The 25,072-nt window shown below is 52.3% G+C and carries 19 protein-coding genes and 1 pseudogene; 3 read left to right on the top strand and 17 right to left on the bottom strand.

Annotated elements, in window-relative coordinates:
* Window positions 1-170: 170 nt before the first annotated feature.
* The 7 genes from glcT to IEY53_RS09560 all read right to left on the bottom strand — a co-directional run bounded on the left by glcT (window position 171) and on the right by IEY53_RS09560 (window position 8,854).
* Entirely contained in the window at window positions 171-1,049 is an 879-nt protein-coding gene (gene glcT / locus IEY53_RS09530) for a glucose PTS transporter transcription antiterminator GlcT (RefSeq protein ID WP_189024266.1), read from the bottom strand.
* Window positions 1,050-1,258: 209 nt separating this feature from the next.
* Window positions 1,259-2,824, bottom strand: a complete 1,566-nt coding sequence (gene floT, locus IEY53_RS09535) for a flotillin lipid rafts scaffold protein FloT (RefSeq protein WP_229696059.1) — start codon at window positions 2,822-2,824, stop codon at window positions 1,259-1,261.
* On the bottom strand, window positions 2,824-3,360 hold the full coding sequence (locus IEY53_RS09540; RefSeq protein ID WP_189024268.1) for an NfeD family membrane protein: 537 nt from the start codon (window positions 3,358-3,360) through the stop codon (window positions 2,824-2,826). The genes floT and IEY53_RS09540 overlap by 1 nt, the downstream gene beginning before the upstream one ends.
* Before the next feature lie 165 nt (window positions 3,361-3,525).
* Complete coding sequence (locus IEY53_RS09545) at window positions 3,526-4,689, bottom strand: iron-containing alcohol dehydrogenase (protein WP_189024270.1); 1,164 nt, start codon at window positions 4,687-4,689, stop codon at window positions 3,526-3,528.
* 404 nt (window positions 4,690-5,093) lie between these two features.
* Window positions 5,094-6,674 carry a UDP-glucose--hexose-1-phosphate uridylyltransferase gene (locus tag IEY53_RS09550; RefSeq protein ID WP_189024272.1) on the bottom strand — a complete coding sequence of 527 codons (1,581 nt, stop codon included), beginning with the start codon at window positions 6,672-6,674 and terminating at the stop codon, window positions 5,094-5,096.
* 12 nt (window positions 6,675-6,686) lie between these two features.
* Window positions 6,687-7,673, bottom strand: coding sequence for a UDP-glucose 4-epimerase GalE (gene galE, locus IEY53_RS09555; protein ID WP_189024274.1), 987 nt, complete (start codon window positions 7,671-7,673; stop codon window positions 6,687-6,689).
* Between the two features lie 2 nt (window positions 7,674-7,675).
* Complete coding sequence (locus IEY53_RS09560) at window positions 7,676-8,854, bottom strand: galactokinase (RefSeq protein WP_189024275.1); 1,179 nt, start codon at window positions 8,852-8,854, stop codon at window positions 7,676-7,678.
* A gap of 220 nt (window positions 8,855-9,074) precedes the next feature.
* Here IEY53_RS09560 and IEY53_RS09565 point away from each other — a divergent pair, with 220 nt between their 5' ends.
* Complete coding sequence (locus tag IEY53_RS09565; RefSeq protein ID WP_189024277.1) at window positions 9,075-9,941, top strand: AraC family transcriptional regulator; 867 nt, start codon at window positions 9,075-9,077, stop codon at window positions 9,939-9,941.
* A 123-nt stretch (window positions 9,942-10,064) separates the two neighbouring features.
* Here IEY53_RS09565 and mgrA read toward each other — a convergent pair whose 3' ends face one another.
* The 4 genes from mgrA to IEY53_RS09585 all read right to left on the bottom strand — a co-directional run bounded on the left by mgrA (window position 10,065) and on the right by IEY53_RS09585 (window position 13,513).
* Window positions 10,065-11,069, bottom strand: coding sequence for an L-glyceraldehyde 3-phosphate reductase (gene mgrA / locus IEY53_RS09570; RefSeq protein WP_189024279.1), 1,005 nt, complete (start codon window positions 11,067-11,069; stop codon window positions 10,065-10,067).
* Window positions 11,070-11,190: 121 nt separating this feature from the next.
* Window positions 11,191-11,937, bottom strand: a complete 747-nt coding sequence (locus IEY53_RS09575) for an NAD-dependent protein deacylase (protein WP_189024280.1) — start codon at window positions 11,935-11,937, stop codon at window positions 11,191-11,193.
* A gap of 33 nt (window positions 11,938-11,970) precedes the next feature.
* Window positions 11,971-12,738 (bottom strand): HAD family hydrolase, encoded by a 768-nt coding sequence (locus IEY53_RS09580; RefSeq protein WP_189024281.1) that lies wholly within the window; start codon window positions 12,736-12,738, stop codon window positions 11,971-11,973.
* Window positions 12,739-12,772: 34 nt separating this feature from the next.
* A complete protein-coding gene (locus tag IEY53_RS09585) occupies window positions 12,773-13,513 on the bottom strand; it encodes an alpha/beta hydrolase (RefSeq protein ID WP_189024282.1) in 741 nt (246 codons plus the stop codon).
* A 192-nt stretch (window positions 13,514-13,705) separates the two neighbouring features.
* Between IEY53_RS09585 and IEY53_RS09590 the strand changes: the two genes are divergently transcribed.
* Window positions 13,706-14,743: an acyltransferase family protein gene (locus tag IEY53_RS09590; RefSeq protein ID WP_189024283.1), complete on the top strand. Its 1,038-nt coding sequence runs from the start codon at window positions 13,706-13,708 to the stop codon at window positions 14,741-14,743.
* A 36-nt stretch (window positions 14,744-14,779) separates the two neighbouring features.
* Here the strand turns inward: IEY53_RS09590 and IEY53_RS09595 are convergent, their stop codons facing one another.
* The 5 genes and pseudogenes from IEY53_RS09595 to IEY53_RS09615 all read right to left on the bottom strand — a co-directional run bounded on the left by IEY53_RS09595 (window position 14,780) and on the right by IEY53_RS09615 (window position 20,835).
* A complete protein-coding gene (locus IEY53_RS09595) occupies window positions 14,780-15,727 on the bottom strand; it encodes an ArsR/SmtB family transcription factor (RefSeq protein ID WP_189024284.1) in 948 nt (315 codons plus the stop codon).
* Between the two features lie 408 nt (window positions 15,728-16,135).
* Window positions 16,136-17,884 (bottom strand): glycoside hydrolase family 2 protein, encoded by a 1,749-nt coding sequence (locus IEY53_RS09600; protein ID WP_189024285.1) that lies wholly within the window; start codon window positions 17,882-17,884, stop codon window positions 16,136-16,138.
* A 45-nt stretch (window positions 17,885-17,929) separates the two neighbouring features.
* Window positions 17,930-19,714 (bottom strand): glycoside hydrolase family 2 protein, encoded by a 1,785-nt coding sequence (locus IEY53_RS09605; RefSeq protein WP_189024286.1) that lies wholly within the window; start codon window positions 19,712-19,714, stop codon window positions 17,930-17,932.
* 67 nt (window positions 19,715-19,781) lie between these two features.
* Window positions 19,782-20,146, bottom strand: a pseudogene (locus tag IEY53_RS36050) (carbohydrate ABC transporter permease); the annotation flags it as partial.
* A 425-nt stretch (window positions 20,147-20,571) separates the two neighbouring features.
* Window positions 20,572-20,835: a family 43 glycosylhydrolase gene (locus IEY53_RS09615; RefSeq protein WP_229696061.1), complete on the bottom strand. Its 264-nt coding sequence runs from the start codon at window positions 20,833-20,835 to the stop codon at window positions 20,572-20,574.
* A gap of 449 nt (window positions 20,836-21,284) precedes the next feature.
* Here IEY53_RS09615 and ilvD point away from each other — a divergent pair, with 449 nt between their 5' ends.
* The gene (gene ilvD / locus IEY53_RS09620; protein WP_189024287.1) at window positions 21,285-22,970 is read left to right on the top strand and encodes a dihydroxy-acid dehydratase; all 1,686 of its coding nucleotides are present in this window, start codon (window positions 21,285-21,287) and stop codon (window positions 22,968-22,970) included.
* Between the two features lie 500 nt (window positions 22,971-23,470).
* Here the strand turns inward: ilvD and IEY53_RS09625 are convergent, their stop codons facing one another.
* Window positions 23,471-24,868, bottom strand: a complete 1,398-nt coding sequence (locus IEY53_RS09625) for a polysaccharide deacetylase family protein (RefSeq protein ID WP_189024341.1) — start codon at window positions 24,866-24,868, stop codon at window positions 23,471-23,473.
* Between the last annotated feature and the right edge of the window lie 204 nt (window positions 24,869-25,072).

Below are 25,072 nucleotides of genomic sequence, written 5' to 3' on the forward strand. Positions count from 1 at the left end.
TACCCCGAGATGGGGCTGGACAACCAAAATACTGTAAATCACTCATGCCTGATCGAATCAGTTACACGTTTATATTCTGTTTGGTTTCATTAACAGTGATCATTGTAGCACCAATAATTCTAACTTGCAACCCCATTCATAAAAAAAATTCGGAGCTGCTGTTCAAAAAGTTAGTGCGCCCCGCCGCCTGCCTCCATATCCGCTTCGTCTTCCTTCTTCTGGGCCAGACGCTGCAAATGGACGGTCAGATAACTGACCTCCGCCGGATATACCGGAATACGGACGCGCTGGCCGATAATCTTCGTCAGCTTCCAGGCCAGCATATACATTTCGGGATACTCGCGTTTCATCAGTCCGTCAAGAGAGGACGTCTCCTGAACAGCCTCTCCCCGGCGCAGCCTTTCCAGCACGAACCGCAAATGGGTCACCAGCCGCGAATAATCCAGCGATTCGCGGGGGATATGGTATTCCAGATTATCCTCTACAAGCCCTACCAGATCGCCAATGAGCTCGGAATGCTGCTTCACCTCGGTGATATGCCTGTTGCTGAGCGCACTGACAATATGCAGGGCGACAAAACCGATCTCATCCGCCGGCAACGCCACAGCCATCACCTCATTGATGCGGTTAATGGCATATTCCGCCCATTGATATTCCTCGGGATAAATCTCCTTGGTTTCATACAAAAAGGGATTATGAATGGCGATATCCTGTTCATGACGCCGGATGGCAAATGCAATGTGATCCGTCAATGCAATATGAATATGCTCATTCAGCGGCTGCCGGCTGCTCTGCATAATATGCAGCACAATTTCCTGTACAACCTCTATCAGCTTCTCTTCCACCTGCGGTATAAGCTGCTTATATTGCTCCTGTTCCTCCTGGCTGCGGAGAATGAACATCTTTTCCACGGATGACAACTTTATAAGATCGCGTATTTTGCGGTTATAGCCTATGCCTTTGCCGATGACCACCACTTCGGCATACTGCGGGTGCTGGGCAATGATTACATTGTTGTTCAGCACCTTGGCCACTGTTATACTGCTCACTGTTTGACACCTCTTTTACTTCTTCATGCCTTTGTTCAATGCTGAACAGCCCAGATAAACGGAGCGGCACCTATCGATTATACATGGGCTACCCGCCTGACAGCAAGAAATGGATCACTGAGCTGAACGAATACAGCGGCACACCCGTGTAATTACAAAGATGCCCGGCTGTATTCACCGGGCATCCTTCTGATTATTCATCTCTCTACTTACTCTTCTTCTTTGGCCGGAGTAAGCGTGGATACCGGAGATACCGCCGCTGCAGGTACAGAAGGTCCGGTCGGTACAACAGTCGCCCCAGCCTGTTTCGGTGAAGCTGCAGACTTATGGGTCAACCCCTTGATCAGAGCTTCCACATCAATACCGGAGACGCTTTTCAGCATCTCGGGAGCAGTGGACATGAGCTGGGTCACATAATTGCTGACACGGGCCGCGCCTTCGCCATTGCCGGTATCAACAACGGTAAGCTTGTCGATGGAGGCCAGCGGCTCGGCAATTTTGCCAGCGAGTTCAGGCAGCATCTTGACGATGATATCCAGAACCGCCGCTTCTCCAAATTTCTGGAAGGCTTCCGCCAGCTTCTCCTTGGCTTCCGCTTCCGCCAGACCGCGCAGGCGGATAACCTCGGCTTCCGCCTTACCTTGGGCCAGCTCGGCATCGGCGATGGCCTGACCTTCGAGACGCTTCTGCTCGGCTGTTGCTTTTGCCTGGGTCTCAATGCTGTATTGAAGTGCTTCGGCTTCACGCATTCTTTTGGTCCGATCGGCTTCCGCCGCCTGTTCAACCGCATAGCGGTCGGCTTCCGCCTTCTTTTTCACTTCCGCATCATACTGCTTCTCGCGGACCAGAATCTCTTTCTCCTGCAGGTCGATCTCCCGCATCTTGCGGACCAGCTCGACCTTCATTTGCTCTTCGACAACCGTCTGCTTGCCGCGCGCTTCCTGAATGTGATAGGCCTGATCGGCTTCTGCCTTCGCGGTGTCCTGATCCCGTTTGAAGGCCGCAACCTTCAATTGGTTGTCCTTGGACGCTTCCGCAATGTTAGTATCGCGCAGCAGCTCCGCCTTCTGGCCCTGCTCTTCCGCGTTTGCTTTCTGAATCCGTGCATCCCGGACGGCTTCCGCTTCAGCAATTTCCGCATCGCGTTTCACTGCAGCGATCCGCGGCTTACCCAGTGCATCCAGATAGCCGTGCTTGTCGCGCACATCCTTGATGGTGAAGGAGACAATCTGCAGTCCCATTTTTTTCAAATCACGTGCCGCTACCCCTTGAACCTCCTGGGCAAACCGGTCACGGTTACGATAGACTTCCTCGACAGTCATAGAGCCTAATATCGCCCGCAGATGGCCCTCGAGAACCTCCTGGGCTTCGCTTTTTAGCGATTCGATCGGCTTGCCCATGAACTGCTCGGCCGCAGTTGCCACATCTTCCGTGGAGCTGCCCACCTTGATAATCGCCACACCGTCAGCAATAACCGGTACACCTTGTTCGGTATATACTTCCGGCGTCGTTACATCCAGCTTGTGCGAGAGCAGGGACATGAACTCGGCCTTTTGGAATATGGGGAGGATAAATGCGCCGCCGCCGCGGACAATCTTGATCTTGCGTCCTGATCCGTCATCCGAAATATGATTGCTGCCCAGAAACGAACCGGTAACAATCATCCCTTCGTCCGGCCCCACTGTTTTGTAGCGGGCCCAGAACGCCAGACCAAGTACGAACAGAACAGCGACAACCACCGCGGGGATTAACAAATAATCAGGTATACCGAACATTAACGATCATCTCCTTTACTCTCTTCAAATTCAGTTACAAGAGCTACCCCATCCCTTACTTCAACTACAACAATTTTGACGCCGGCCGGGATGTTCCGGTGCTCAAAGCTGGCTGCCGTATGCAGACTGTTGCCCGCACCGAACTTCACCATAATCTCGCCGAACCCCTGAGCGGGAACCGGGACTGTGATTTCGCCAATACTGCCGGGCAGATCCAGCATCGAAAATCCATTCGACACCTGACTCTTATCCATCGGCTTCACGAATCCGAGGTACAGGAGCACGGACATAAATGCTGCAGTCAGCAGGGAGAGGGCGGCAACCGGTCCGGGCTCCAGACTACTGTACCGCGACAGCAAAATACCGGCTCCTCCGAACACGGTCACTGCCCCTGCCAGAACGGCGGGATTCAGAAAATCGAAGGATAACCCATCAAATATTCCACCCAGTGCATGCCCGATCACATCTCCTACCAACACGCTGACAACGGCAAAGATGACGCCTAGAGCTAAGCAGCCCAAATACAGCGTTTCCATATCTCTCTCCTCCCGTCTTTACTTCCGCACTTCCATACTCCTTTAAACGTATGAAGTATGTCCTTGGTTTCACAAACTTGGGTCTTTCTTGAAATTCACCCAAAAAAGCAGCCAGCCCCCGAATGTCGGAGACTGGCTGCCCGGCGGATGTATCCGATTCGCGGATTAAAGCGCCATGTTATATATTTCTACAACGTCTTCCCGCTGAAGCTTGCGGAAGTTACCAAATGGACCGAAGCGGACCGCTTTGTCGGCCATGCTGCCGATCTCACTGTTGTCAATATCGTAATCACCCAGCGTTTGGGGTGCGCCGATGGAATCCCAGAAGCGGCGCAGTGCCTCAATGCCTTCGGCACCGGCTTCTTCATCGGTTTTGCCTGCCGGATCAACACCGAATACGTTCACTGCCAGCTGGCGGAAACGGGCCGGGTTTGTGCTGAGGTTATATTTCATCCAGTGCGGGAACAGAATAGCCAACCCGCCGCCGTGGGGAATATCATAGACTGCCGATACGGCATGCTCGATATTGTGGGTTGCCCAGTCTCCGGCAAAGCCCATGCTGACCATGCCGTTCAGCGCCATCGTGCCGCAGTACATGATAGTCTCGCGCAGCTCGTAATTGTTCAGGTCTTCAATCAGCTTGGGTGCTGTTTCAATGACCGTGCGCAGCAGGGTTTCACAGAATCCATCTTGTACGGGGGTGTTGCCGTCCGTATGGAAGTAGTGTTCCAGCACGTGCGACATGATATCGACCATGCCATAGACCGTTTGATCGCGCGGCAGGGAGAAGGTATTCTCCGGATCAAGAATGGAGAAAGCCGGGTATGCGTGAACACTGCCCCAGCCCATCTTTTCTTTGGTAACCTCATTGGTAATGACTGAGCCGTTATTCATCTCAGAGCCGGTTGCAGCCATGGTTAATACCGTTCCGAGCGGCAGGGCATCCTGTGCAGCAGCCTTGCGTTCCACAAAGTCCCACATGTCGCCGTCATATTTCGCCCCTACCGCTACTGCCTTGGCACAATCCAGCACACTGCCCCCGCCCACAGCCAGGATGAGGTCAATGTTATGCTCGCGGCACAGGTCTACGCCCTTATGTACCGTGGACAGACGCGGATTCGGTTCAACGCCGGCCAGTTCAGTCACCACTGCCTCTGCCGCATTCAGCTGGGCAATCACTTTATCGTAGAGACCGCTGCGCTTGATGCTCCCGCCTCCGTACATCAAGAGTACGTTTTTTCCATATTTGGGCACTTCATTCTTGAGCGCTTCCACCGTACCTTGTCCAAAGATCAGCTTAGTCGGATTATAAAATTCAAATTTACGCATATGTGTAAACCTCCACTGAAATGATTAATGTACTGCTCCTCATATTATAGACTTCTCGATTGAAGCATTCAAATCGGGGGAGGGGTTTCCGGGGATATAGCCGCTCATCCAAAGGCATTTTTGCCTCTCAATCAAGCTTTTTCCTCCTCAGCCGCTCAATCCAAAGGCATTTTTGCCTCTCAATCAGGCCTTTTCCGCCTCAGCCGCTCATCCAAAGGCATTTTTGCCTCTCAATCAGGCTTTTTCCGCTTCAGCTGCTTATCCAAAGGCATTTTTGCCTCTCCTTGCCTGATTCCAGGCAGATCCGCCTGGGGATCGCGGCGGCTGGTGAAGCCCCCTGCCCAAAGCAAAGCATGCCCAAAGCCTGATGGCCTGGGGCATGCTTTCGAACCAGATAAATGATATTATTTCGCGCCGAAGCTGCGCACAAAACGGTGGAAGGCGGCTTGTCCTTCCGGTGTGCGTTTATAGACACCGGCGTGCTCCAGAATATGTGTAAATTTCATGCCCACTTCATTCTGGACAGTCTTCACGGCTTCCTCGCGCCCAAGCGAGGTGCCGAAACGTTCCGCCAATTCCTGTATCCAGCCTGCATGCCCGGCAAGGGGGTGGCCTGCGTCGCTCTTCACAGCAACAAGCCGGGCCGTATCTCCGGCCAGTATTTCCGCGACGGCATCGAGCTCTTCCTTCAGCCGTCCCGGCAGGATCGCCAGACCCATCACTTCAATCAGGCCGATATTCTCCTTCTTGATATGATGCATCTCCCGGTGCGGGTGGAAGATCCCTTCGGGATGCTCCTCGCTGGTCCGGTTGTTGCGCAGCACCAGATCCATCTCGAAGCTGCCGTCCTCCGCCCGGCGTACGATTGGCGTCACCGTATTGTGAGGCTGCATCTCGCCAGCCACCTCACTGAAGGCCAATACCTCGGCCTCAGGATCGCTGTACGCTTTCCAGGCCTCATACAAGGCATTTCCGCATTCCAGCAGCACAGCAGGGTCCCCGCTGTTCAGACGTAGTACCGACATCGGCCACTTCACGATGCTGATGCTGACACCCGGATAAGAAACGTGGGTAAACGTATCTTCTTTGGGGGCCTTCTGGATCGGGAACGTGTGCCGTCCCCCCTGAAAATGATCATGCGTCAGGATAGAACCGCCAACGATCGGCAAATCCGCATTTGAGCCGATAAAATAATGCGGGAAAGTTTCTACGAAACTAAGCAGGCGCCCCAGAGTAGCTTTGGTCAGCTTCATCGGCACATGATCATGATGGAACACAATGCAGTGTTCGTTATAGTAGACATAAGGCGAATACTGGAAGAACCACTGTTCGCTGCTCAGCTCCAGCGGGATTACACGCAGGTTCTGGCGCGGCGGATGATTGACCCTTCCGGCGTAGCCGACGTTCTCGCGGCAGAGCAGGCATTTCGGATAGACCGGCGGCGGGAGCAGCCGGGCCATGGCAATTTCCTTCGGACTTTTCTCCGGCCTGGACAAATTGATCGTCATCTCAATATCTCCATAAGGCGAATCCTGCAGCCAATAGACATTCTTCGAGATACGGTCCATGCGGATATAGTTGGAATCAATACTTAATTTGTAGAAACGATCCGTCGCGGCGGCAATGCCCTGTTCTCCCGCTATTCTGAAGAATTCCGCATTTACTTCGGAGGGCCGGGCAACCAGCAGGCCCATGATTTTGGCATCCAGCAGATCACGGTAAGTATCGCTGTTCTCGGGGATCAGCCCGATTTCGAAGCCGTAATCAATCAGCACATCCAGAGGGGCCTGCGGGCTTTCGAGCACAGCATCCGCAATCTCCCCGGCATACGGCTCACTGAAGCTGAACTGCTCCAGCAGCACATTGCGGCTGTAGTCATAATCTGCAGGCTGAATCAGTTCCTTGCGCAGCGCGAACTGCACAAGCTGTTCAATGGCCTGCTGTGCCTTGAGAGCGGCTGGGGTAGGTCTATTCTCGTTGTCCATCTTAAATTCTCCTTATTCCCCATAGCCCTGCGGATTGGCGGAATGCCAGTTCCAGGCGCTTTGAATGATATTCTCCAGATCTGCATGCTGCGGGTTCCAGCCCAGAATTGAACGGGCTCTCTCCGAGGAGGCGACCAGCACAGCCGGATCTCCGGCGCGGCGATCCTGGATAACTACCGGAATGTCGAGTCCGGTCACCTTGCGGGCAGTTTCAATGACCTGCTTCACCGAGAAGCCCAGTCCATTGCCCAGGTTGAAAATATTGCTGGCACTGCCGCTGCGCAGGTACGTTACAGCACGGACGTGAGCATCTGCGAGGTCGCTGACATGAATGTAGTCACGCACGCAGGACCCGTCTTCTGTCGGATAGTCTTCACCGAAGACCGCAATACTTTCGCGCTGTTTCAGTGCAGTTTGCAGCACCAGCGGAATCAGATGGCTCTCCGGACGGTGGTCTTCCCCGATTTTGCCGCTGGCATGTGCACCTGCGGCATTAAAGTAACGCAGCGCCACATATTTGATGCCCAGCACCTTATCGAACCAGGCCATCATCCGTTCCATGGTCAGCTTGGTTTCGCCGTATACATTCGCCGGCTCCGTGCGGTCTGTTTCTTCGATGGGCACCTTTTCCGGTTCGCCGTAGGTTGCCGCTGTCGAGGAAAAGACGATTTTGTCCACACCGGCCTTCTGCATTGCTTCCAGCAGGCACTGGGTGCCGTATACGTTGTTATCATAATATTTAACCGGGTCCTTCATACTCTCCCCTACGAGGGAGCTGGCCGCAAAATGAATGACCGCTTCAATGCTGTTCTCGGAGAACAGCTTCGCCAGCAGCTCCTTGTCGCGCAGATCGCCTTCGTACAGCTTGCCGCCCAGCAGCGCCTCGCGGTGCCCTGTCAGCAGGTTGTCGATAACCACTACTTCCTCGCCCCGATCCAGCAGTTCAGCTACTGTATGGGAACCAATATACCCCGCTCCACCTGTTACAAGAATCGCCATTTTTAATTATCCCCTTTCAATTCTTCTACACCATTGCCAATGCCGCATACATAGAATTCGCCAACCAGACCGGTTCTTGTTGTATAAGCTTCCCCTACTTCACGGATGAACCGCTCCACATCATCCTCGTGCACCAGCGAGACTGTACACCCGCCGAAGCCTGCGCCGGTCATGCGGGAACCCAGGGTGCCAGGAATACGCTGTGCCTCCTCCACCATGATATCCAGCTCCTCACAGCTCACCTCATAAAGATCACGAAGCGAAAGGTGAGAATCATTCATATATTGTCCAAATTGCTTGAGGTCATTGATTCTCAGCACTTGGACAGAATCCAGGACACGCCTATTCTCTTCCACTACATGGCGGGCACGGCTGCGGACGATCCCGTCTTCAATATTGGCCTGATAGGCTTCAAACTGTTCAACCGTCAGCTCCGCCAGGTAAGACAGGGAGGGGAGCTGCTTCTTGAAGATAGCGAGCGCCTCGTCACACTGCTGACGGCGTTCATTGTATTTGGAGTCGACCAGGCCTCTCTTCTTGTTCGTATTCCCGATCACCAGCTTGTAAGAGCCGGTCACAAACGGCACCAGTTCATACTCAAGGGTGTCGCACATCAGCAGGATAGCATGGTCCCGCTTGCCGTTCGCCACTGCGAACTGATCCATAATGCCGGAGTTTACGCCCACATACTGATTCTCGGCACGCTGGGACAAGAGGGAGATTTCCACCGTATCGGTATCCCCTCCTTCCAGAGTCAGAAAAGCGAACGCGGTCACCACTTCCAGGGAAGCGGAGGAGGATAAACCCGAACCGTTCGGAATATCCCCGTGATACAGCAGCTCATAGCCTCGGGATACCGGCAGGTCTTTTTTCTTCAATTCCACCATGACGCCAATCGGATAGTCGATCCACTCTCCGCTCTTGGCACTGCCAAGCCCGCTGTAATCAATGGATGCCTCGTAAGGAAGATTTGTAGAAGCGAACACCACTTTGTTGTCACTGCGGGGGCGTACAATCAGGGTCGTCCCAAACTCCAGTGCTGCCGGAAGCACATAACCGCCGTTGTAGTCCAGATGCTCTCCGATGAGATTGACACGGCCCGGTGCATAGAATACGCGGGCCTCTTCTCCGCTCTCCCCGTACTTTTCAATAAATTTCCGTTTAAGTTCCTGTGTGCTCATGAATGCTGCTCCATCCTTTCGCCTCGACTGTTTCTATGGAATAAGCATCGCGCCTTCATGCTTACATTATAATAAAATCAGACTTGGTCTGATAATGCAATCATGTGTGCAATGTATGGATAAATGTGACTTCACTATATATAATAGAAAAGAACATAACCATCCAAGCGCAAGGACAAACGGCTTCTTAAGACGTTGACACAAGAAAGGTTGCCCCTAAATGGAACATACTTATTCGGTAGGATCAAATCCGGTATATTATGATAACCAGCGGCGGCATGTGCTGTTTGCCGGCCAAAGCCAGACACTGCCCAATCATCAGGCCGGGCCCAAAATCTACGATTATTATCTGCTGCATTTCATCGTGTCCGGTTCAGGAACTTTCCGTACCGAGCAGCGGACCTACGAGCTGGGTGCAGGCGACTGCTTTCTGATTCATCCCGGACAGCTTGTCAGCTATGTATCGGACCCCAGGCAGCCTTGGCATTACCGCTGGGCCGCTTTTACCGGCATTGAAGCGGACAGCCTGGTGCTCAGAGCCGGATTCACTCCCCTGCAGCCCGTTCTGTCTGCTGGGGAAGAGAGCACCATTCCGGGGGCACTGGAAGGAATGATGCAAGCTTTTTATGCCAATAAAGAAAGCGCCGACCTTACTTCTCTCGGTTATTTATACCTGATTGTAGGCGAGGCTGCTGAACGCCTGTCTCCCTTCTCCCGCCTGTCCGGTGCCGAATCGCAGGTCAAGCGTACGGTCAAGCAAATGATTCATTATATGGCCGCCCAGTATGCCCATCCGGTATCCATTGAACAGATGTGCGCAAGCCTGGGCTACAACCGCGCCTATTTGTCCCGGATCTTCAAGCAGGAGACCGGCTTGTCGCCTGTGACCTATCTGCTGAAGCTCCGCATCGAGAAATCACGGCAGCTCCTGCGGGAACGGCCTGAGCTTTCCGTGGAACAGGTGGCGGCATCTGTAGGGATGACGGATGCCTTGTATTTCTCCCGCCAGTTCAGGCGATTCTGCGCAGAATCGCCAACCTCCTACAGGGCCGCTACAGCCAGGCATGGAGAGCCCGATCCCCGTTAAACCCGCATCGCGTCCTAAGGACGGCCTGGGCCCGGAGTATAGCAACAGCCCGTTTTTATAAGTACAGGAACCGGGCTGTTCATTCAGCCTGACTGCTTATGCATGCAGGGGCCTCATGCTTACCTAGTTGTCTTCTTCTGTCCGGAGTATCGTCTCAATACGATCCAATTCTTCCTGTGAGAAGTCTGTGTTCGCAAGTGCGGCAATGTTCTCTTCAATCTGGCTGACTCGGCTTGCGCCAATAAGTGCTGAAGTGACCTTGCCCTCGCGCAGCGTCCAGCTTAACGCGAATTGCGCCAGACTTTGGCCCCGGGAAGCCGCGAGCTGATTAAGGGCCCGGATTTTGCGCAGCACATCAGGAGTAATCCGGCTTTCGTTAAGCGCGGTAGACGGTTTGGCTGCCCTTGAATTCTCCGGAATCCCATTCAGGTATTTATTCGTCAACATCCCCTGTGCCAGCGGCGTGAAGGCAATGCTGCCGATGCCGTTCTCCTCAAGCACCGCAAGCAGCCCGCCTTCAATCCAGCGGTCAAGCATGGAATATCTCGGCTGATGAATCAGCAGCGGCGTGCCCAGCTCTTTCAGAATCTTGACCGCCTGACTTGTCTGCTCCGCCGTATAGTTGGATAAGCCAATATAGAGGGCTTTGCCTGAGCGGACAATATGATCCAGTGCTTGCATAGTCTCTTCGAGCGGGGTCTCCGGGTCTGGACGATGGGAGTAAAAAATATCGACATAATCAAGCCCCAGCCGTTTCAGACTCTGATCCAGGCTCGACAGCAGATATTTACGCGACCCCCAGTCCCCGTAAGGACCAGGCCACATATAATACCCTGCCTTGGTAGAAATCAGCATTTCATCACGGTAGGGAGCCAGATCACGGGCCAGCACCCTGCCAAACAGCTCTTCCGCCGAACCCGCAGGAGGACCATAATTATTGGCCAGATCAAAATGGGTGATCCCGAGATCAAAAGCGCGGGTAATCATTTCACGGCCGTTCTCATAACTATCGATTCCGCCGAAATTGTGCCACAGTCCCAGTGAGATTGCCGGAAGCTTGAGGCCCGACTTGCCGCAGCGGTTATAACGCATCACTTCATACCGTTCATCGCTTGCCACATATACCATCGCTTATCTCCCCGCCTCTCGTTCACGCTAATAGTGCAATACCCTATTTTAAACCGGAAATCGCAATTGTAATCCCGGGAACCGGAAAATGCAGGAAACAAGAGGACTCTTATACCCCGCCTTACCCCTTCGAAAGCAGCTTGTGCACGTTGCCCATGACTTGGCCGATACGGTCTTTAATAATCAGATCGGCCCGATGATCATAAGGAGTGGGGTCCCCGTTAAGCAACACGGTATGCCGCCCCTGGAAATAGGTCACCAGACTGGCTGCAGGTTGAACCGTCAAGGAAGTCCCGCCGATAATGAGCAGATCCGCAGCGGCAATCGCCTCTACGGCTGCCGTCAGCACCCCCTGATTCAGTGCCTCTTCATACAGGACAACATCCGGTTTGATCATTCCGCTGCAGACATGGCAGCGCGGAACACTCTCCTCACTGCGGATTACCTCTTCCAGCCCATAGTAGCGCGAACAATCCATGCAGTAGTTGCGATGAATGGAACCGTGCAGCTCCAGTACATGAACGCTGCCCGCCTGCTGGTGCAGGCCGTCGATATTTTGCGTAATGACCGCATTCAGCTTACCCTGCCGCTCCAGCTCAGCCAACAGCAGATGCGCACCGTTCGGAACCGCCTCGGGATGAATCATCTTGCTGCGGTAGAAATCAAAAAAAATGTCCGGTGAGGACATAAAAAAAGTGCGGCTGAGCATAACCTCCGGCGGATACGGAGAATGATGCTCAGCCCTATATAACCCTGCTGCTGACCGGAAATCGGGGATGCCGCTTTCTGTGGATGTTCCTGCTCCCCCAAAAAACACGATATTGTTACTGTCTGTAATCCAGGAAGCCAAAGTCTGTAATGGATCCATATATGCAGCACATCCTTTCTATTCTATAGGGCTTTAGACAGAAATGCGGAGTTCGGAGAAATCACGGATAATAACATCCGCATCCAGCAGATGGGCACTGCCGCCATCCTCGGCGCAAAGCCCCACGCAAAGGCCCAAACCCGCGCCTTTCCCCAATTGCATATCGGCGTTGCTGTCCCCGATAATAACCGTCTCGGCGGGCAGCAGGTCTAGCTCCCGGCAGGCCAGTTCAGCCATCTCCGGGGCCGGTTTGCCGGTACGCACACGTTCCCTTGTTACTACAGAACGGAAATAGCCGGAGATACCCAGCCATTCCAGATGTTCTCCCGTGGTCCGGCCGCCGTCGGAAGTCACCACCCCAAGTTTCAACGCTGCACCTTCACACTGCTCCAGGAAAGGAAGCAAACCCGGTAAAGGTTCGGCAGTTCGGCGCCTGCGCAGTTCCTGGTTCGCTTCCTTGTCAATGCTCTTCACGCGGGCGATCGCTTCGTTCCAGGGAACACCGGCGGCATACAGCTGCCACGCCAGAATTCCGTAAGTCTCTTCGGCTGTAGCCATAGCAAGCGGTCCGGCTGGATCATACCCGCTGAGCTTCCCGCCGGCACTGTGCCGTGTCCCGAGAATTCCGGGCAGCCTTTCGGCCAATCGAGGTCCGCTCAGAGCCAGCTGGTCTTCCATAGCGCGCAGAACCAGCTCCGCCCAGCTTCCCCAGGTTGCCATCAGATTCAGCAGCGTTCCGTCCTTGTCGAACAATATCCCCCGGCAAGCGACCGCCCGGTTGTTCACGTGCAATATTGGCATTATCCGTCCTCCATCCCGGCTCCGCCGTAAATGATTATTTCAGATTGCTGAGCCAATCGAGCATGGCGCTCTTGGTCAGCTGCTGCTGCTCTTCCTCGGAAATTTCCGGGGTTCCGTCGCCCTTCTGGACGCCATAACTTCCAAATTGGGCATGGTTACCGCCTTCCACCGAATAATAAAGGGTATTATCCGGCAGCAAGGAACGTCCTGCGCGGTAGCTCTTCATGTCGATCACCTGATCCTCTGTTCCAAGCAGCGAAAGCACCGATAAGGTTGTGCCTTTCAGGCTGCCTTTCTCATCCGGATAGGAGGCCAGAAAGAATACCCCCTGCAGTTGTTCCGCATGCTCTGCTGCATACCTTGAGGCCATGACGCCACCCAGGGAATGTCCGCCCATGACAAAAGACAGCTTGGGATGCACACGGATGATTTCCGCAGCGGCATCCCCTTTGGTTACGGCCAGATTCAGCGGCATTTTGGCAATGTAAAAAGGATGTCCTGCCTCAGCGATGCTTTTGGCGAGCGGAGAATAGGCTTCAGGGGAGACCAGCGCTCCGGGATAAAAAATAACGGCCGCTCCCTGTACAACTGCAGGCTCAAAGGAAATCCAGTTGTCATTTTGCTCCACGGCAACACTCCCGGCCGAAATCAGGGCACTTTGGGCTTGTTGTTCAGGAGCATAGGGAGTTAAATAGTTCCACAGCAATAAACCGCCAGCAACAAGAAGGATAATGATAAATATAACAGCGCGGCGTTTGGTTATTCTTTTTCTCAAGTAATTCCACTCCCGGATTTGCACTTCTTACTAGAAAATTATAGAGGAATCCCGGGCAGCAAACAACCTTCAACACATCGCCACAATTGAACCCTGTGAGAGCGCTTTCCATTGTGACATTATTCACAATCATTACAGGTAAAAGGATGTATTTTAAAATTAAAGTAATTGCACATCTGGAGGGCACTCATAATGGGGGAAAACTCGCTGGAGGCGCGTGGGGAAACATTTTTCCTTAACCTGCGCTTTATGCTGATTGTCACTGTATTTGTCGGCAACGCCATTGAACCGCTGCTGGGCAGCATGAGCGGTTTGCATAATCTATACCTGTGGATCTTCAGTTTTCATATGCCGCTGTTTGTGCTTGTAACCGGGTATTTCGCCAGAAAAAGTCTGAGCGGAAGTGCAGGCCGCAAGGTGCTGCTGCAGATTGGGCTGCAATACCTGATTTTTCAAAGCCTCTACTCTGCCCTGGACATTTCTCTCTTCCGCGTAAACAACATCCATCATTCTTTCTTCGCCCCTTATCTGCTGCTCTGGTTCCTGGCCAGCCATGCATGTTGGCGTCTCCTGATGCTCGGCATGGGGAGATGGAGCAAGACCGCACAGATCATATTCGCCATAACGGCCGGTGTCGCTGTAGGTTATTTGCAGCTTGACGGTGTCTGGTTCAGCATCAGCCGTACCTTTGTATACCTGCCGTACTTTGTGATCGGCTATCATTTTTCCTTCGGCGCGTTTGCCAAGCTGTATCAGCAACATGCCAGAATCGCCGCTGCTGCCGTTTCCGTTCTGCTCTTCCTTCTGCTCGGTACACTAGGCTCAGATCTTCCGCTGGGCTGGCTCTACGGCAGCATGACCTACATGCAGCTGGGGGCTCAAGAATGGTACGCCGGCTTATACCGGCTTGCAATGTACGGCCTGCAGTTTGCAGCTTCGCTGGCTTTTCTGGGCTGGGTACCTTACCGAGTGAGCCGAATGACCGATTGGGGCCGCCGGACACTGTACGTTTTCCTGCTGCATGGCTTCATTGTCCGCTTGGCAGCCGTTTCCGGATTGTATACCTATATCAATAGTCCTGCAGGTGCAGGGGTTCTGCTGCTCGGCGCCGTCCTTGTCACTGTTCTGCTGGCCGGTCCCGGCGTTAAACGCCTGCTTCACCCAGTTGTTGAGCCGTCCGTGGCCTGGATGATCACTCTACAGCGTGCCGCCCTTCGCCGTACGCTTTGACTTGTTCCGATAAACGCGGGCAGCAATGGAGTGTAGTTACAGATTAACTTCATCCTGATCCATCGTATATTTCACCTTCATAATAATATGTTGTTCATAATCTCCAAATTGGCGGCCAAACAGGTTCAGCCCGCCCTGATGTACAGCATCGGGCTTAATTCCAATACGCAGCCGTAATTTGGGGCTCTGATTAATCTGAAGATCATGTAAGGCGACACTCGACACCTTCTCCATATCAAGTGTCGTCTTTTCATGGTCAACACGCCAGGTTTTGAGAAAACCGTATTGGGTGGCGGTGTCATACCACCAATTCGGATTCAGTTTGCCGCGCCGGTCGCCGAAGTCACCTGGACTGGTCCACATGCCGATCTCCGCTCCATTCACCCATACGGAAATATTCGAAGGCCAGTTTTGATCATAATTCGGTGCTTCCGAGCACATCTCCATAGACAGCTCAAGCGATTCAATACGCACTCCGGCAGGGATATCCATAGGCAATAAATATTCCAGGAACCCTTTGCAGAGCCAGATCAGCTGGGCATTGACATGTTTGGGATGATAAAAGCTCGCCGGTTCATCTTCCCTGATTATAAGGCCCTCGCTGTTAGCCATCCCGCATGTGGGAGATACCTCACAATCGCTGTAATGGCCAATCGGCATCTCCACTTCATAGACATGCGTAACTCCCGCGGGCACCGTTTTTTTCAAATTCAATTCGATATGGACATCATCATAATTCCGGCTGCAGACTTTCATCGCCCCGCGGGTTGCCGGAAGTAATTCGGTATGAATTAACTCAGCCGCTTCCAATACTTTGATGTTGCTTGCTACCGTTGAAACCGGAAGCTTCAGCTTCTCGGCGATTTCTATAATATTCAAGTTCTTGGAGTTTAAGAGCCGAAGAATATCAACCCTTGAACGAGTTGATAAGGCATGGGTTACTGAAACCAGTTTCTCCGGGTCGTTTAAGCTAAGTTCCAGCACAATTCAGTTCTCCTTATTTCCTATTATTATACTATATATACTGAACTTGTAATCAATCCAATTGGGCCTGGATCGTGACTACAGCGAATGTTTGGACTTCCGGCCGCTGTTGTCTTCAGATTTCTATTTTTATACCGCCCTTTGCGGTTGAAATCTGCAGACAAAGACGGTCGCTTCCGCTCCTCCAGTTCCAAAATCCCCCTCCGTCTCGATTTCCATATTCTTAATTTCCAGGTTCAATTTATATAATACTACTTCTTAACGAATCGAAAAACAATTACGCCTGCAGTGATGTCCTTCCCTTTCGCCTACCCTCTCAGTTACAAGAAATGGCCTCCGGAAATCCGGAAGCCATTTCAGTATCCCACTTTGAATGATACAGCTTTGCAATCAGCAATCAGCAGTCCTCTAATCCTCAATGGCCGCCTTGCGCGAATTGATGCGGTGAATCAATGCGGGATCAAATTTTGGCTGCCGGTCATAGGTGTACAGGCCGTTCACTTCCTGTTCCACGTCGTATAACTGGGTGTAGCAAAATCCGAACATCATCGGATGATCCAGCAGGACATTGGTTAATCCCTCATAGCGCTCCATAAACGCTTGTTCAGATGTCGGCCTGTCTCCATACCCCCAGGACTTCTCGTCTTTCTGCTTCGGATTCCACCAAATTCCGCCGTATTCGCTGATGAAATAAGGCTGGCCCTCATATTGCTGCCGGTTCGGGAAGGTATTGAACACCTCACCACCGCCCTTCATCGGTTCATATCTTTCCCGGAACGTCTGCGGGTTCTGATCATAGTCATGCAGATCAAAAATATCCGTCACCACATGGAAGTTGCCGCTTGTATCAATCACCGGACGCGTCGGGTCCATCCGTTTGGTAACCTCGTACACAATCTGCAGCACGGCGTTATTCTGCTTCACACCGTCCCGATCCCATGTCTCGTTGAAAGGACACCAGCCAATCAGCGCAGGATGGTTATAATCGCGCTCCATACCTTCGAGCCATTCCGGAAGGAACTGGGAGAGTGCTTCTGTAGTGGTAATATCCAGTCCCCAATTGGCATGCTCCCCCCATACAAGATAGCCCAATTGATCGGCCCAATACAGAAACCGCGGTTCGAACATTTTCTCGTGAAGTCTCGCGCCGTTGAAGCCCAGACCCAGCGAAATTTCGATGTCTTTACGCAGTGCCTCATCGCTGGGAGCCGTATAGATGCCATCCGGATAAAACCCCTGATCCAGCACCAGACGCTGAAACACGGATTTGTTGTTGATCCGGAATGCCTTCCCATCCAGCCGGACGGTTCGGAGTCCAAAATAAGAACTGACGGCATCACCCTTCCCGTCCTGTCTGTTCAGAGATAACTTCAGGTCATACAGTCTGGCGTTGCCAACCTCCCACAGATGAACTTCACTTAGTGGAACGGTAAGTTTCACGGATGGTCCGGAGACAAGGACAGAGGCCTCTCCAACGGCTTTTCCGTCATAAAAAGCAGCTGCGGTAACCGTGTCGCCCGATGCGTTTCCGCACACCTTGACTTCAAGATGCACGCAGGCATTGTCGGGATCAGTGACTACTTTCATGTCAGACAAATAGGTTTCGGGCACTTGTTCGAGCCATACCGTTTGCCAAATACCCGTGGTACGCGTGTAATCGCAGCCATGAGAATGGAACTTTTCGCTTTGCTTACCGCGCGGCTGGCGTCCTGAGCGGACGTCATCTTCCGCATACACGGCAATGACATTCCTGCCCGGTACGAGCTTGGAAGTAATATCAAAGCAGAACGGGGTATACCCTCCACGGTGCAAACCTGCGGATACTCCGTTAACCCATACCTCCGCCATGTAATCAACGGCCCCAAAATGAAGCAGCGTTCTGCCATTTGTCCAGTTCTCCGGCAAGGTAAAATCCCGTTTATACCATACCGCAGCCATAAAATCTGTATATTCTACGCCGGACAGCTTGCTTTCCGGGCAGAAGGGAACGGTTATCCTCCCCGGGAGTACATGACCGTTGTCAGCGTATCCGCGCTCTTTTCCGCTTTTGCCATGATCGATTTCAAATTGCCATTGACCGTTCAGATTGATCCACTCGGGGCGAACCCAATCGGGACGGGGATATTCAGGACGGGGAAGTGTCGAGAGATGTGTCATTGTGCAGCTCCTTTAGTTAAAAAGTTATTTATACAGATTTTCAATTTATCCATTCTTATGCATCATAATGTTGCGGATAGCTTCAAGCGGAGCCTTGGGTGTTCTGTCATAAGTGAGCAGCCCGTTGATCTCCTGCTCAACATCCGTAAGCTGTGTATAGCAATAGCCCTGGATCACCGGTGAAGTGAACATCGGGTCAACTACAGCCTTGAGCTTAATCAGGAAATCCTCCTCGTTCTCTGCTCCTGAATAACCCCAGCCTTCCCACTCGCTTTTCTTGAAGGCAATTCCGCCAAACTCCGATACAAGAATAGGCTGGCCTTGATATGAAGCTCCGCCCACAAAAATCCTGCGGTTGGCCGGCATCGCTGTGACGGCGGTTTCTGCTGTGGCATATCTTTCTTCCAGCACTTCCTGACGGCTCTCATAATCATGAATCGTTACCAGATCCGTAGTCATATGTTCCCACCCATCGTTATACACAACGGGTCTCATTGCATCGAGCGATTTCGTTAGGTGATACATGGCCAGGCCGTGCTGCTGCTGGCGTGTATCCATCTGGACATTGGGAACGCCCCAGCTCTCATTCAGCGGTACCCAGGTGATGATGCTCGGATGGTTATAGTCGCGCTCGATGATCTCCTGCCATTCCTGGGTGAACCGGCGGACATAGGCCTCGGAATATTCATAAGCATTGGCTGCCTCACTCCATACCAGCAGACCGAGCTTGTCACACCAATACAGGAACCGCGGGTCTTCAGTCTTCTGGTGCTTTCGCACGCCGTTGAAGCCCATTTCTTTGGTCAGCTCCACATCGCGTTTCAGGGCTTCATCTGAAGGTGCGGTTAAGATCCCTTCAGGAAAATATCCCTGATCCAGCACCAGCCTCTGGAAATACGGGCGGTTATTCAGGCACAGCTTGCCGTCCTCAATCGATACCTTGCGCATGCCGAAATAACCGGCCACTTCATCCAGCAGTTCCTCATCCGAAACGAGCTGAAATTGAATATCATACAAATTGGGATGCTCAGGACTCCACAGCCGTCCAAGCCCATGATCCGTAAAATCGCTCAGTCCGATGGTCCGGAGCTGCTCCGCGCTTTTTACCGCATATTGATCTTCTGCTACCACTTCACCGCTATAAGACACCGTTACGCGCAGTTTGAGAGAATCCCCACCCTTAAATCCATGGAGAAACGTGCGGATCCGGATCTCATTGCGGTCAATATCAGGCGTAATCATCGTTTTACTCAGATGCACCGCAGCGAGCGGTTCAACCCAGACACTCTGCCAGATTCCGGTCGTCCGGGTATAAAAGATGGCAGCGGACTGTTCAAGCCAATATTGTTTGCCCCGCGGCAGGGTTACATCCCGGCTGAAATCCTCGGCCCGCAGCACAATGATATTGTTTCCTTGTACCAGCGAAGGGGTGATGTCCGCTTGGAACGGCGTATTTCCGCCGGTATGCATGGCCACCAGCTGTCCGTTTACCCAGACTTTCGCCAAATAATCAACGGCGCCGAAATGAAGCACAATGCGCTGTCCGTTCCAATTCTCCGGAATCTCGAAGCTTTTTCTGTACCACACCACATCATGAAAGGAAGGATCTTCAATGCCGCTCAGCTTGCTTTGAAACGCGAAAGGCACTTGGATGGTTTGCGTAAATAAAGCGGGAGCATCCCCCAGATACCCTTGTTCTTCCTCGCCGACGTCTTCGTCATCATAACCAAACTCCCAGGCTCCATTTAGGCTGAGCCACTCCTTGCGGATAAACCCGGGCCTGGGATACTCCGGACGCGGAACTTGGGTGCTGCTTGCTTCTGTCATCATGATGTACTTCACTCCTATTCTTTAATTTCTAGTCTATTAGCCGTTTCCGGCACATCAATTTGGCCTGCTAACCTTTAATCGAACCGACGTAGACGCCTTTGACAAAATATTTTTGCAGGAAAGGATACACCATTAATATAGGCAGCGTGGCTACGACGATCGCACAATATTTAACCAGTTCCCGGAAAGCCGTTTGGCTCTGAGCTGTCAATGACTACCCCGCCTGCACTGCCGATTGATGTTGCGGTAGCATCATTGGCTACCCATATTTCCTTAATTAATAGCTGTAGCGGAAACAGCTCTCTGTCCTTTAACAGCACCATCGCATTGAACCAGGAGTTCCAGTTCCCGACAAGGTAATATAAAAAGATGACGGCCAGCGTAGCTTTTGACAGGGGAAAGCATCACTTTCGTCAGGATATGGGCCTGGCTGAGGAATGGCCTGAAAGTGATATCCATAAAAGCAACTTTGTCCGTTTCTTTTGATACGTTCTCTTCGGTGGAGTCATTGCTGTTGGCTCCCGCTATAAAATAAATTGCGCAAAAGTAATTGATACAATTTTTCTGTATCTTAAATCGAATTATAAGTATAAACCTCTAAACCGTCAACGCTTTCAAACAATATTTTTGTATCATTTTGTATTTCTATTAAACCATCCCTAAGATTTGATAGACGGTTATTGAACATAAAATCCGCTGTCTTTCCTCCGCATCTATCGAAATAAACTTAGTAATCATAAGGATTACCCTAACTTTTTTCGCCTCAAGAGTTTCGTGCTCCAGAACAAAAAGAAAAAGCTGTTTATTACATGTAAACTGTAACAAATAGCTTTTTCCGTCTTGATTTTAGATTTTATTCATTCCCCACATTCCCCTGACGGGACGGTTAAGGGCTGAGTAGCACTGCCCGGAATCCTGAAGTCTGGTGTTCCATCCGGATTCCACCCGACTTTCTGGATACGGGTTGCGCGCAAGGCAACCTCCGCTCCGGCAGCAGGAAGCGCATGATAAACTATCCAATCCTCCTGGTCATCGGGGGACCGGGTAAAGCTGTTGTGTCCGGAGCATAAATCCCGTTCTCCACGCTTTTGCAAAATACAGGCACCATCGATTCCGCCCATGAGAGCGGTTCCATAGGATCGGCTGCTTCGCTCATCGTAAGCATACCCAGGGCATAGTCCTCTGACCACGTCGTGCTGGCGAGCGAGGTAATTTACAAATCCAGGCCTTCCAGAACCTCCCATAAAATTGCTAAGTACCATCATACTGAGGTCTCTTTTAGTTGTCTAGCTGCGCTTTGCGTCAGCCGATAAACTTCACATTGCCCGGTAGAAAAAAGGCTGCTTTTGTGATAGACTCACTAATAACAATGGCCTGTCCACTCTAAGGTGAAAGTCCATCTGTGCTCAAACGGCTTTATGTTTTATAGAAACGGCTTCGCCCTTCTTCTGCCTTAAGAAGCTGGACCCCGTTATTTCTATAAACCGCGGATACGCAGATTTCGGGATTGTGCTGCGTTAATGCGACACCATACTTGAAGTACACACATATTTAGGGGGGAAATGTTATTATGGCAGCCAAGAAAATGCGTTCAGACATGATTAAAAAAGGCTTTGACCGGGCTCCGCACCGCAGTCTCCTGCGTGCCGCCGGCGTAAAAGAAGAGGATTTCGGCAAGCCGTTTATCGCGGTCTGCAATTCCTATATCGATATCGTTCCCGGTCACGTCCACCTGCAGGAATTCGGCAAAATCGTTAAGGAAGCCATCCGCGAGGCCGGCGGCGTTCCTTTTGAATTCAATACCATCGGCGTGGATGACGGTATCGCAATGGGCCACATCGGCATGCGTTATTCCCTGCCAAGCCGCGAGATCATCGCGGACTCCCTGGAAACTGTAGTTTCCGCACACTGGTTCGATGGCATGGTCTGCATTCCGAACTGTGACAAAATCACTCCCGGCATGATGATGGGTGCTCTGCGCGTCAACATCCCGACCATATTCGTCAGCGGCGGGCCGATGAAAGCCGGCGTGGACAGCAAGGGCAAGAAGTTGTCCCTGACCTCCGTATTTGAAGGCGTAGGCGCACACCAGGTCGGCAAGATCAACGATGCCGAACTGCTCGAACTCGAACAATTCGGCTGTCCGACCTGCGGCTCCTGTTCAGGAATGTTCACGGCCAACTCCATGAACTGCCTGGCTGAAGCTATGGGTATCGCCCTTCCGGGCAACGGCACCATTCTGGCTGTTGCCGAAGAACGCAGAGATTTCGTCCGCAAATCGGCGACGCAATTGATGGAGCTGATCAAGCTTGATCTCAAGCCGCGTGATATCGTCACTCAAGAATCGCTCGATAACGCTTTTGCTCTGGATATGGCAATGGGCGGTTCCACAAATACCGTTCTGCACACTTTGGCACTGGCTCAAGAAGCCGGCATCGACTACCCGCTGGAGCGCATCAATGAAGTAGCCAACCGTGTTCCTTACCTGGCCAAGCTGGCTCCGGCATCCGATATCTTCATCGAGGATGTGGACCGAGCAGGCGGTGTCAGCGCCGTGCTGAACGAACTATTGAAGAAACCGGGAGCAATCTTCGGGGATTGCATGACCGTAACCGGCAAGACACTCGCCGAGAATGTTCGCGGACACGAGATACAGGATACGACAGTTATCCATACGCTCGATAACGCCTATTCCGAAGTTGGCGGACTGGCTGTGCTTTACGGCAATCTGGCTCCGGAAGGCTCCATCATCAAGGTGGGTGCTGTTGACGCTTCCGTAGGCGGCTACCATAAAGGTCCGGCTATCTGCTTCGATTCCCAGGAAACAGCACTTGAGGGCATCGCGAACGGCAAAGTCAAAGAAGGACATGTCGTGGTCATCCGCTACGAGGGACCCAAGGGCGGACCAGGCATGCCTGAAATGCTGGCTCCCACTTCCCAAATCGTTGGCATGGGGCTTGGCGCCAAGGTGGGCCTGATTACGGACGGACGTTTCTCGGGCGCATCCCGCGGAATCAGTATCGGCCACATCTCGCCGGAAGCGGCTGAAGGCGGCCCAATCGCTTTTGTCGAAGACGGCGACATCATCGAGCTCGATCTTATCAACCGCAAGATTGAACTGCTTGTGGATGAGGAGACCCTGGCGGTTCGCCGCAGCGGCTGGGTAGAATTTGAGCCAAAGGTGAAGACCGGCTATCTGGCCCGTTACTCCAAGCTCGTAACCAACGCCAGCAAGGGCGGCGTGCTCAAAATCTAGTCCAACCTTTACTGCCGGCTTAGCATCATTCAGAACCCAAAGAGCATTCCCCGCTGTAGGAACCCTGCAGCAGGGAATGCTCTTTTTATAAGATTCTGCACAAGAACAAAATCACCCTACGGGTGAACATGATGAGGTCACTTCACGATCTATCCGCGGCTGATGCGGACAGGAAATCCGTTACTGGGGAGGATTCGTCTATTCAGCAGGATAATCGGACAGTGATTCCGCTAATTGTCCTATCTCCCTTCATTCTAGGCTCAATCGAACGATATAACGGCTCCTGAGTCCGAATCCCCCAGGAAAGCAGACTTTTTCGCAAAATAAGCGCTTCTCTGTCCGCTTCACTCCGCTGATGGAGCCCAATCCCCCTGCACCGCTATATCATCTGAAGCTTCCAAGATATCCACATTTTTGGGCATTGCATCATTTCCTAAACAATAAAAAAGCCCCTTAGCCAAAGCTGGCAGAGGAGCCTTATCTAAGTATAAGTACTGTATTCAGTGCACTACAGTGATTCCCGGAAGTTCGGGATCTACTGCAGAACCTTGCAGTGGCAATGCTTCTTCCTGCCGGCGGTTGCGCTCGCTGGCCACCCCGCTATGCGGTGTCTTTGGATTCATTTTATTCAGCAGCTGCGAGACTGGCATCAGGATCATTTTGGGCACCAGGGCTTCGCTCCGTTCCTTGAGCCTTGCACCGCCTGACGGATGTATTACGCTTAGAAGAACGCTTAAATAGAACTTGGTTGACCGGGCGAACCAGCCGTTCGGAAGATCAAGCACCGTGAACCCGAATTTCTCGGGTCCCCGGTTAATCATGGTGACCCCATACAATACTTTCGCGGCAAGAAGGGACTCATCACCGGCGATTCTCTCCGCCAGAACCGGCAAATCCTTCTCCATCCGCCGAATCATCCGAATGGCCAGCTGCGCCGACGAGCGGGAACGAATTCCCAGCTCGAACAACTGCCTGTTATCGATATGCAGTTCAATAATCTTATCGCCTTTGACCAGCGTGCTGCCATCCTCAAGCCTGACAGCAGCTCCCTGATATTTTCGCGTACGGTAATGCAGAAACGGATCCGCCGGTGTAATGGTCTTTAGGCGGTACAGCAGCTGAAAGACCTGCTCCCAGGCCAACCAAAGTCCTACAATCAGCCGTTTGCCGAAGGAAATCTGCTGCAGCGGCGAGTGTTCCACCTGCTTGATCATTTCATCCACCCGGATGCTGCGTAGTCCCCGCTGCTCGGCTTCCTGCAGCGTCCGCTCCAGGGCAACAAGCATATGCTCCGGAGCGTCCTGATCCGCCCCGAGCGTAGTGCCGCAATCATGAAGCAGCATCACTTCACCGGGATTAAGCCGCGAGATCATTTTTTCCGTCAGCCGGTCCGCTCCCTGCTTCTCCCGCCAGTCGCCGAACATTGCCGACCATAGTACTATTTGCACCTGACGGCGCTTGGAGATGTCGAACAGATTCACAATCCCCCAAGGCGGACGGTAATAGGTACTGCGCTCACCTGTAATATTATAGATAATATCATCGGTGCGTTTTATCTGTTTCCGTACCGTAGCCGGCCGCATAAGCCAATTCGTCTTGTGGACATAGTTGTGAATACCGATAAGATGTCCCTCAGCATGGATTCGGCGAATGAGATCAGGATGCCGCTCAGCGTTCGAGCCCACTACAAAAAAAGTCGCTTTGACCCCGTAACGCTTAAGTAAATCCAGCAGCTTTGGGGTGAAGCGCGGGTCCGGCCCATCATCGAATGTCAGGGCAAATTCCTTCGGGCCGGTTCCTTTGCGGAATACACGAAAGCCAAACAGCCGGCTGATGATTCCGGGAATAAAAGCATAAAAAGTAGAAATATAAAATAACCAGAGCAGCAAAGTCTGCACGTCCATCCCCCCGCTTTTCCAGAGTTGACTTTGGCCCGCCTCCGCTTTGCAAGCTGAAATCAGGTCATGGCCAAGTTATAAGTAAGTGTGGGTGTGTTAGCCAGTTTTTTTTGCGGGCACGGAGGGTCTCACAAAAAAACGGTACCCCCTATTTTAACACAGCTCACAAAGAAATAGACGTTTTTCAGACAAAATCGTGTACAA

Source organism: Paenibacillus albidus (assembly GCF_014644435.1).
Lineage (GTDB): Bacteria > Bacillota > Bacilli > Paenibacillales > Paenibacillaceae > Paenibacillus_AQ > Paenibacillus_AQ albidus.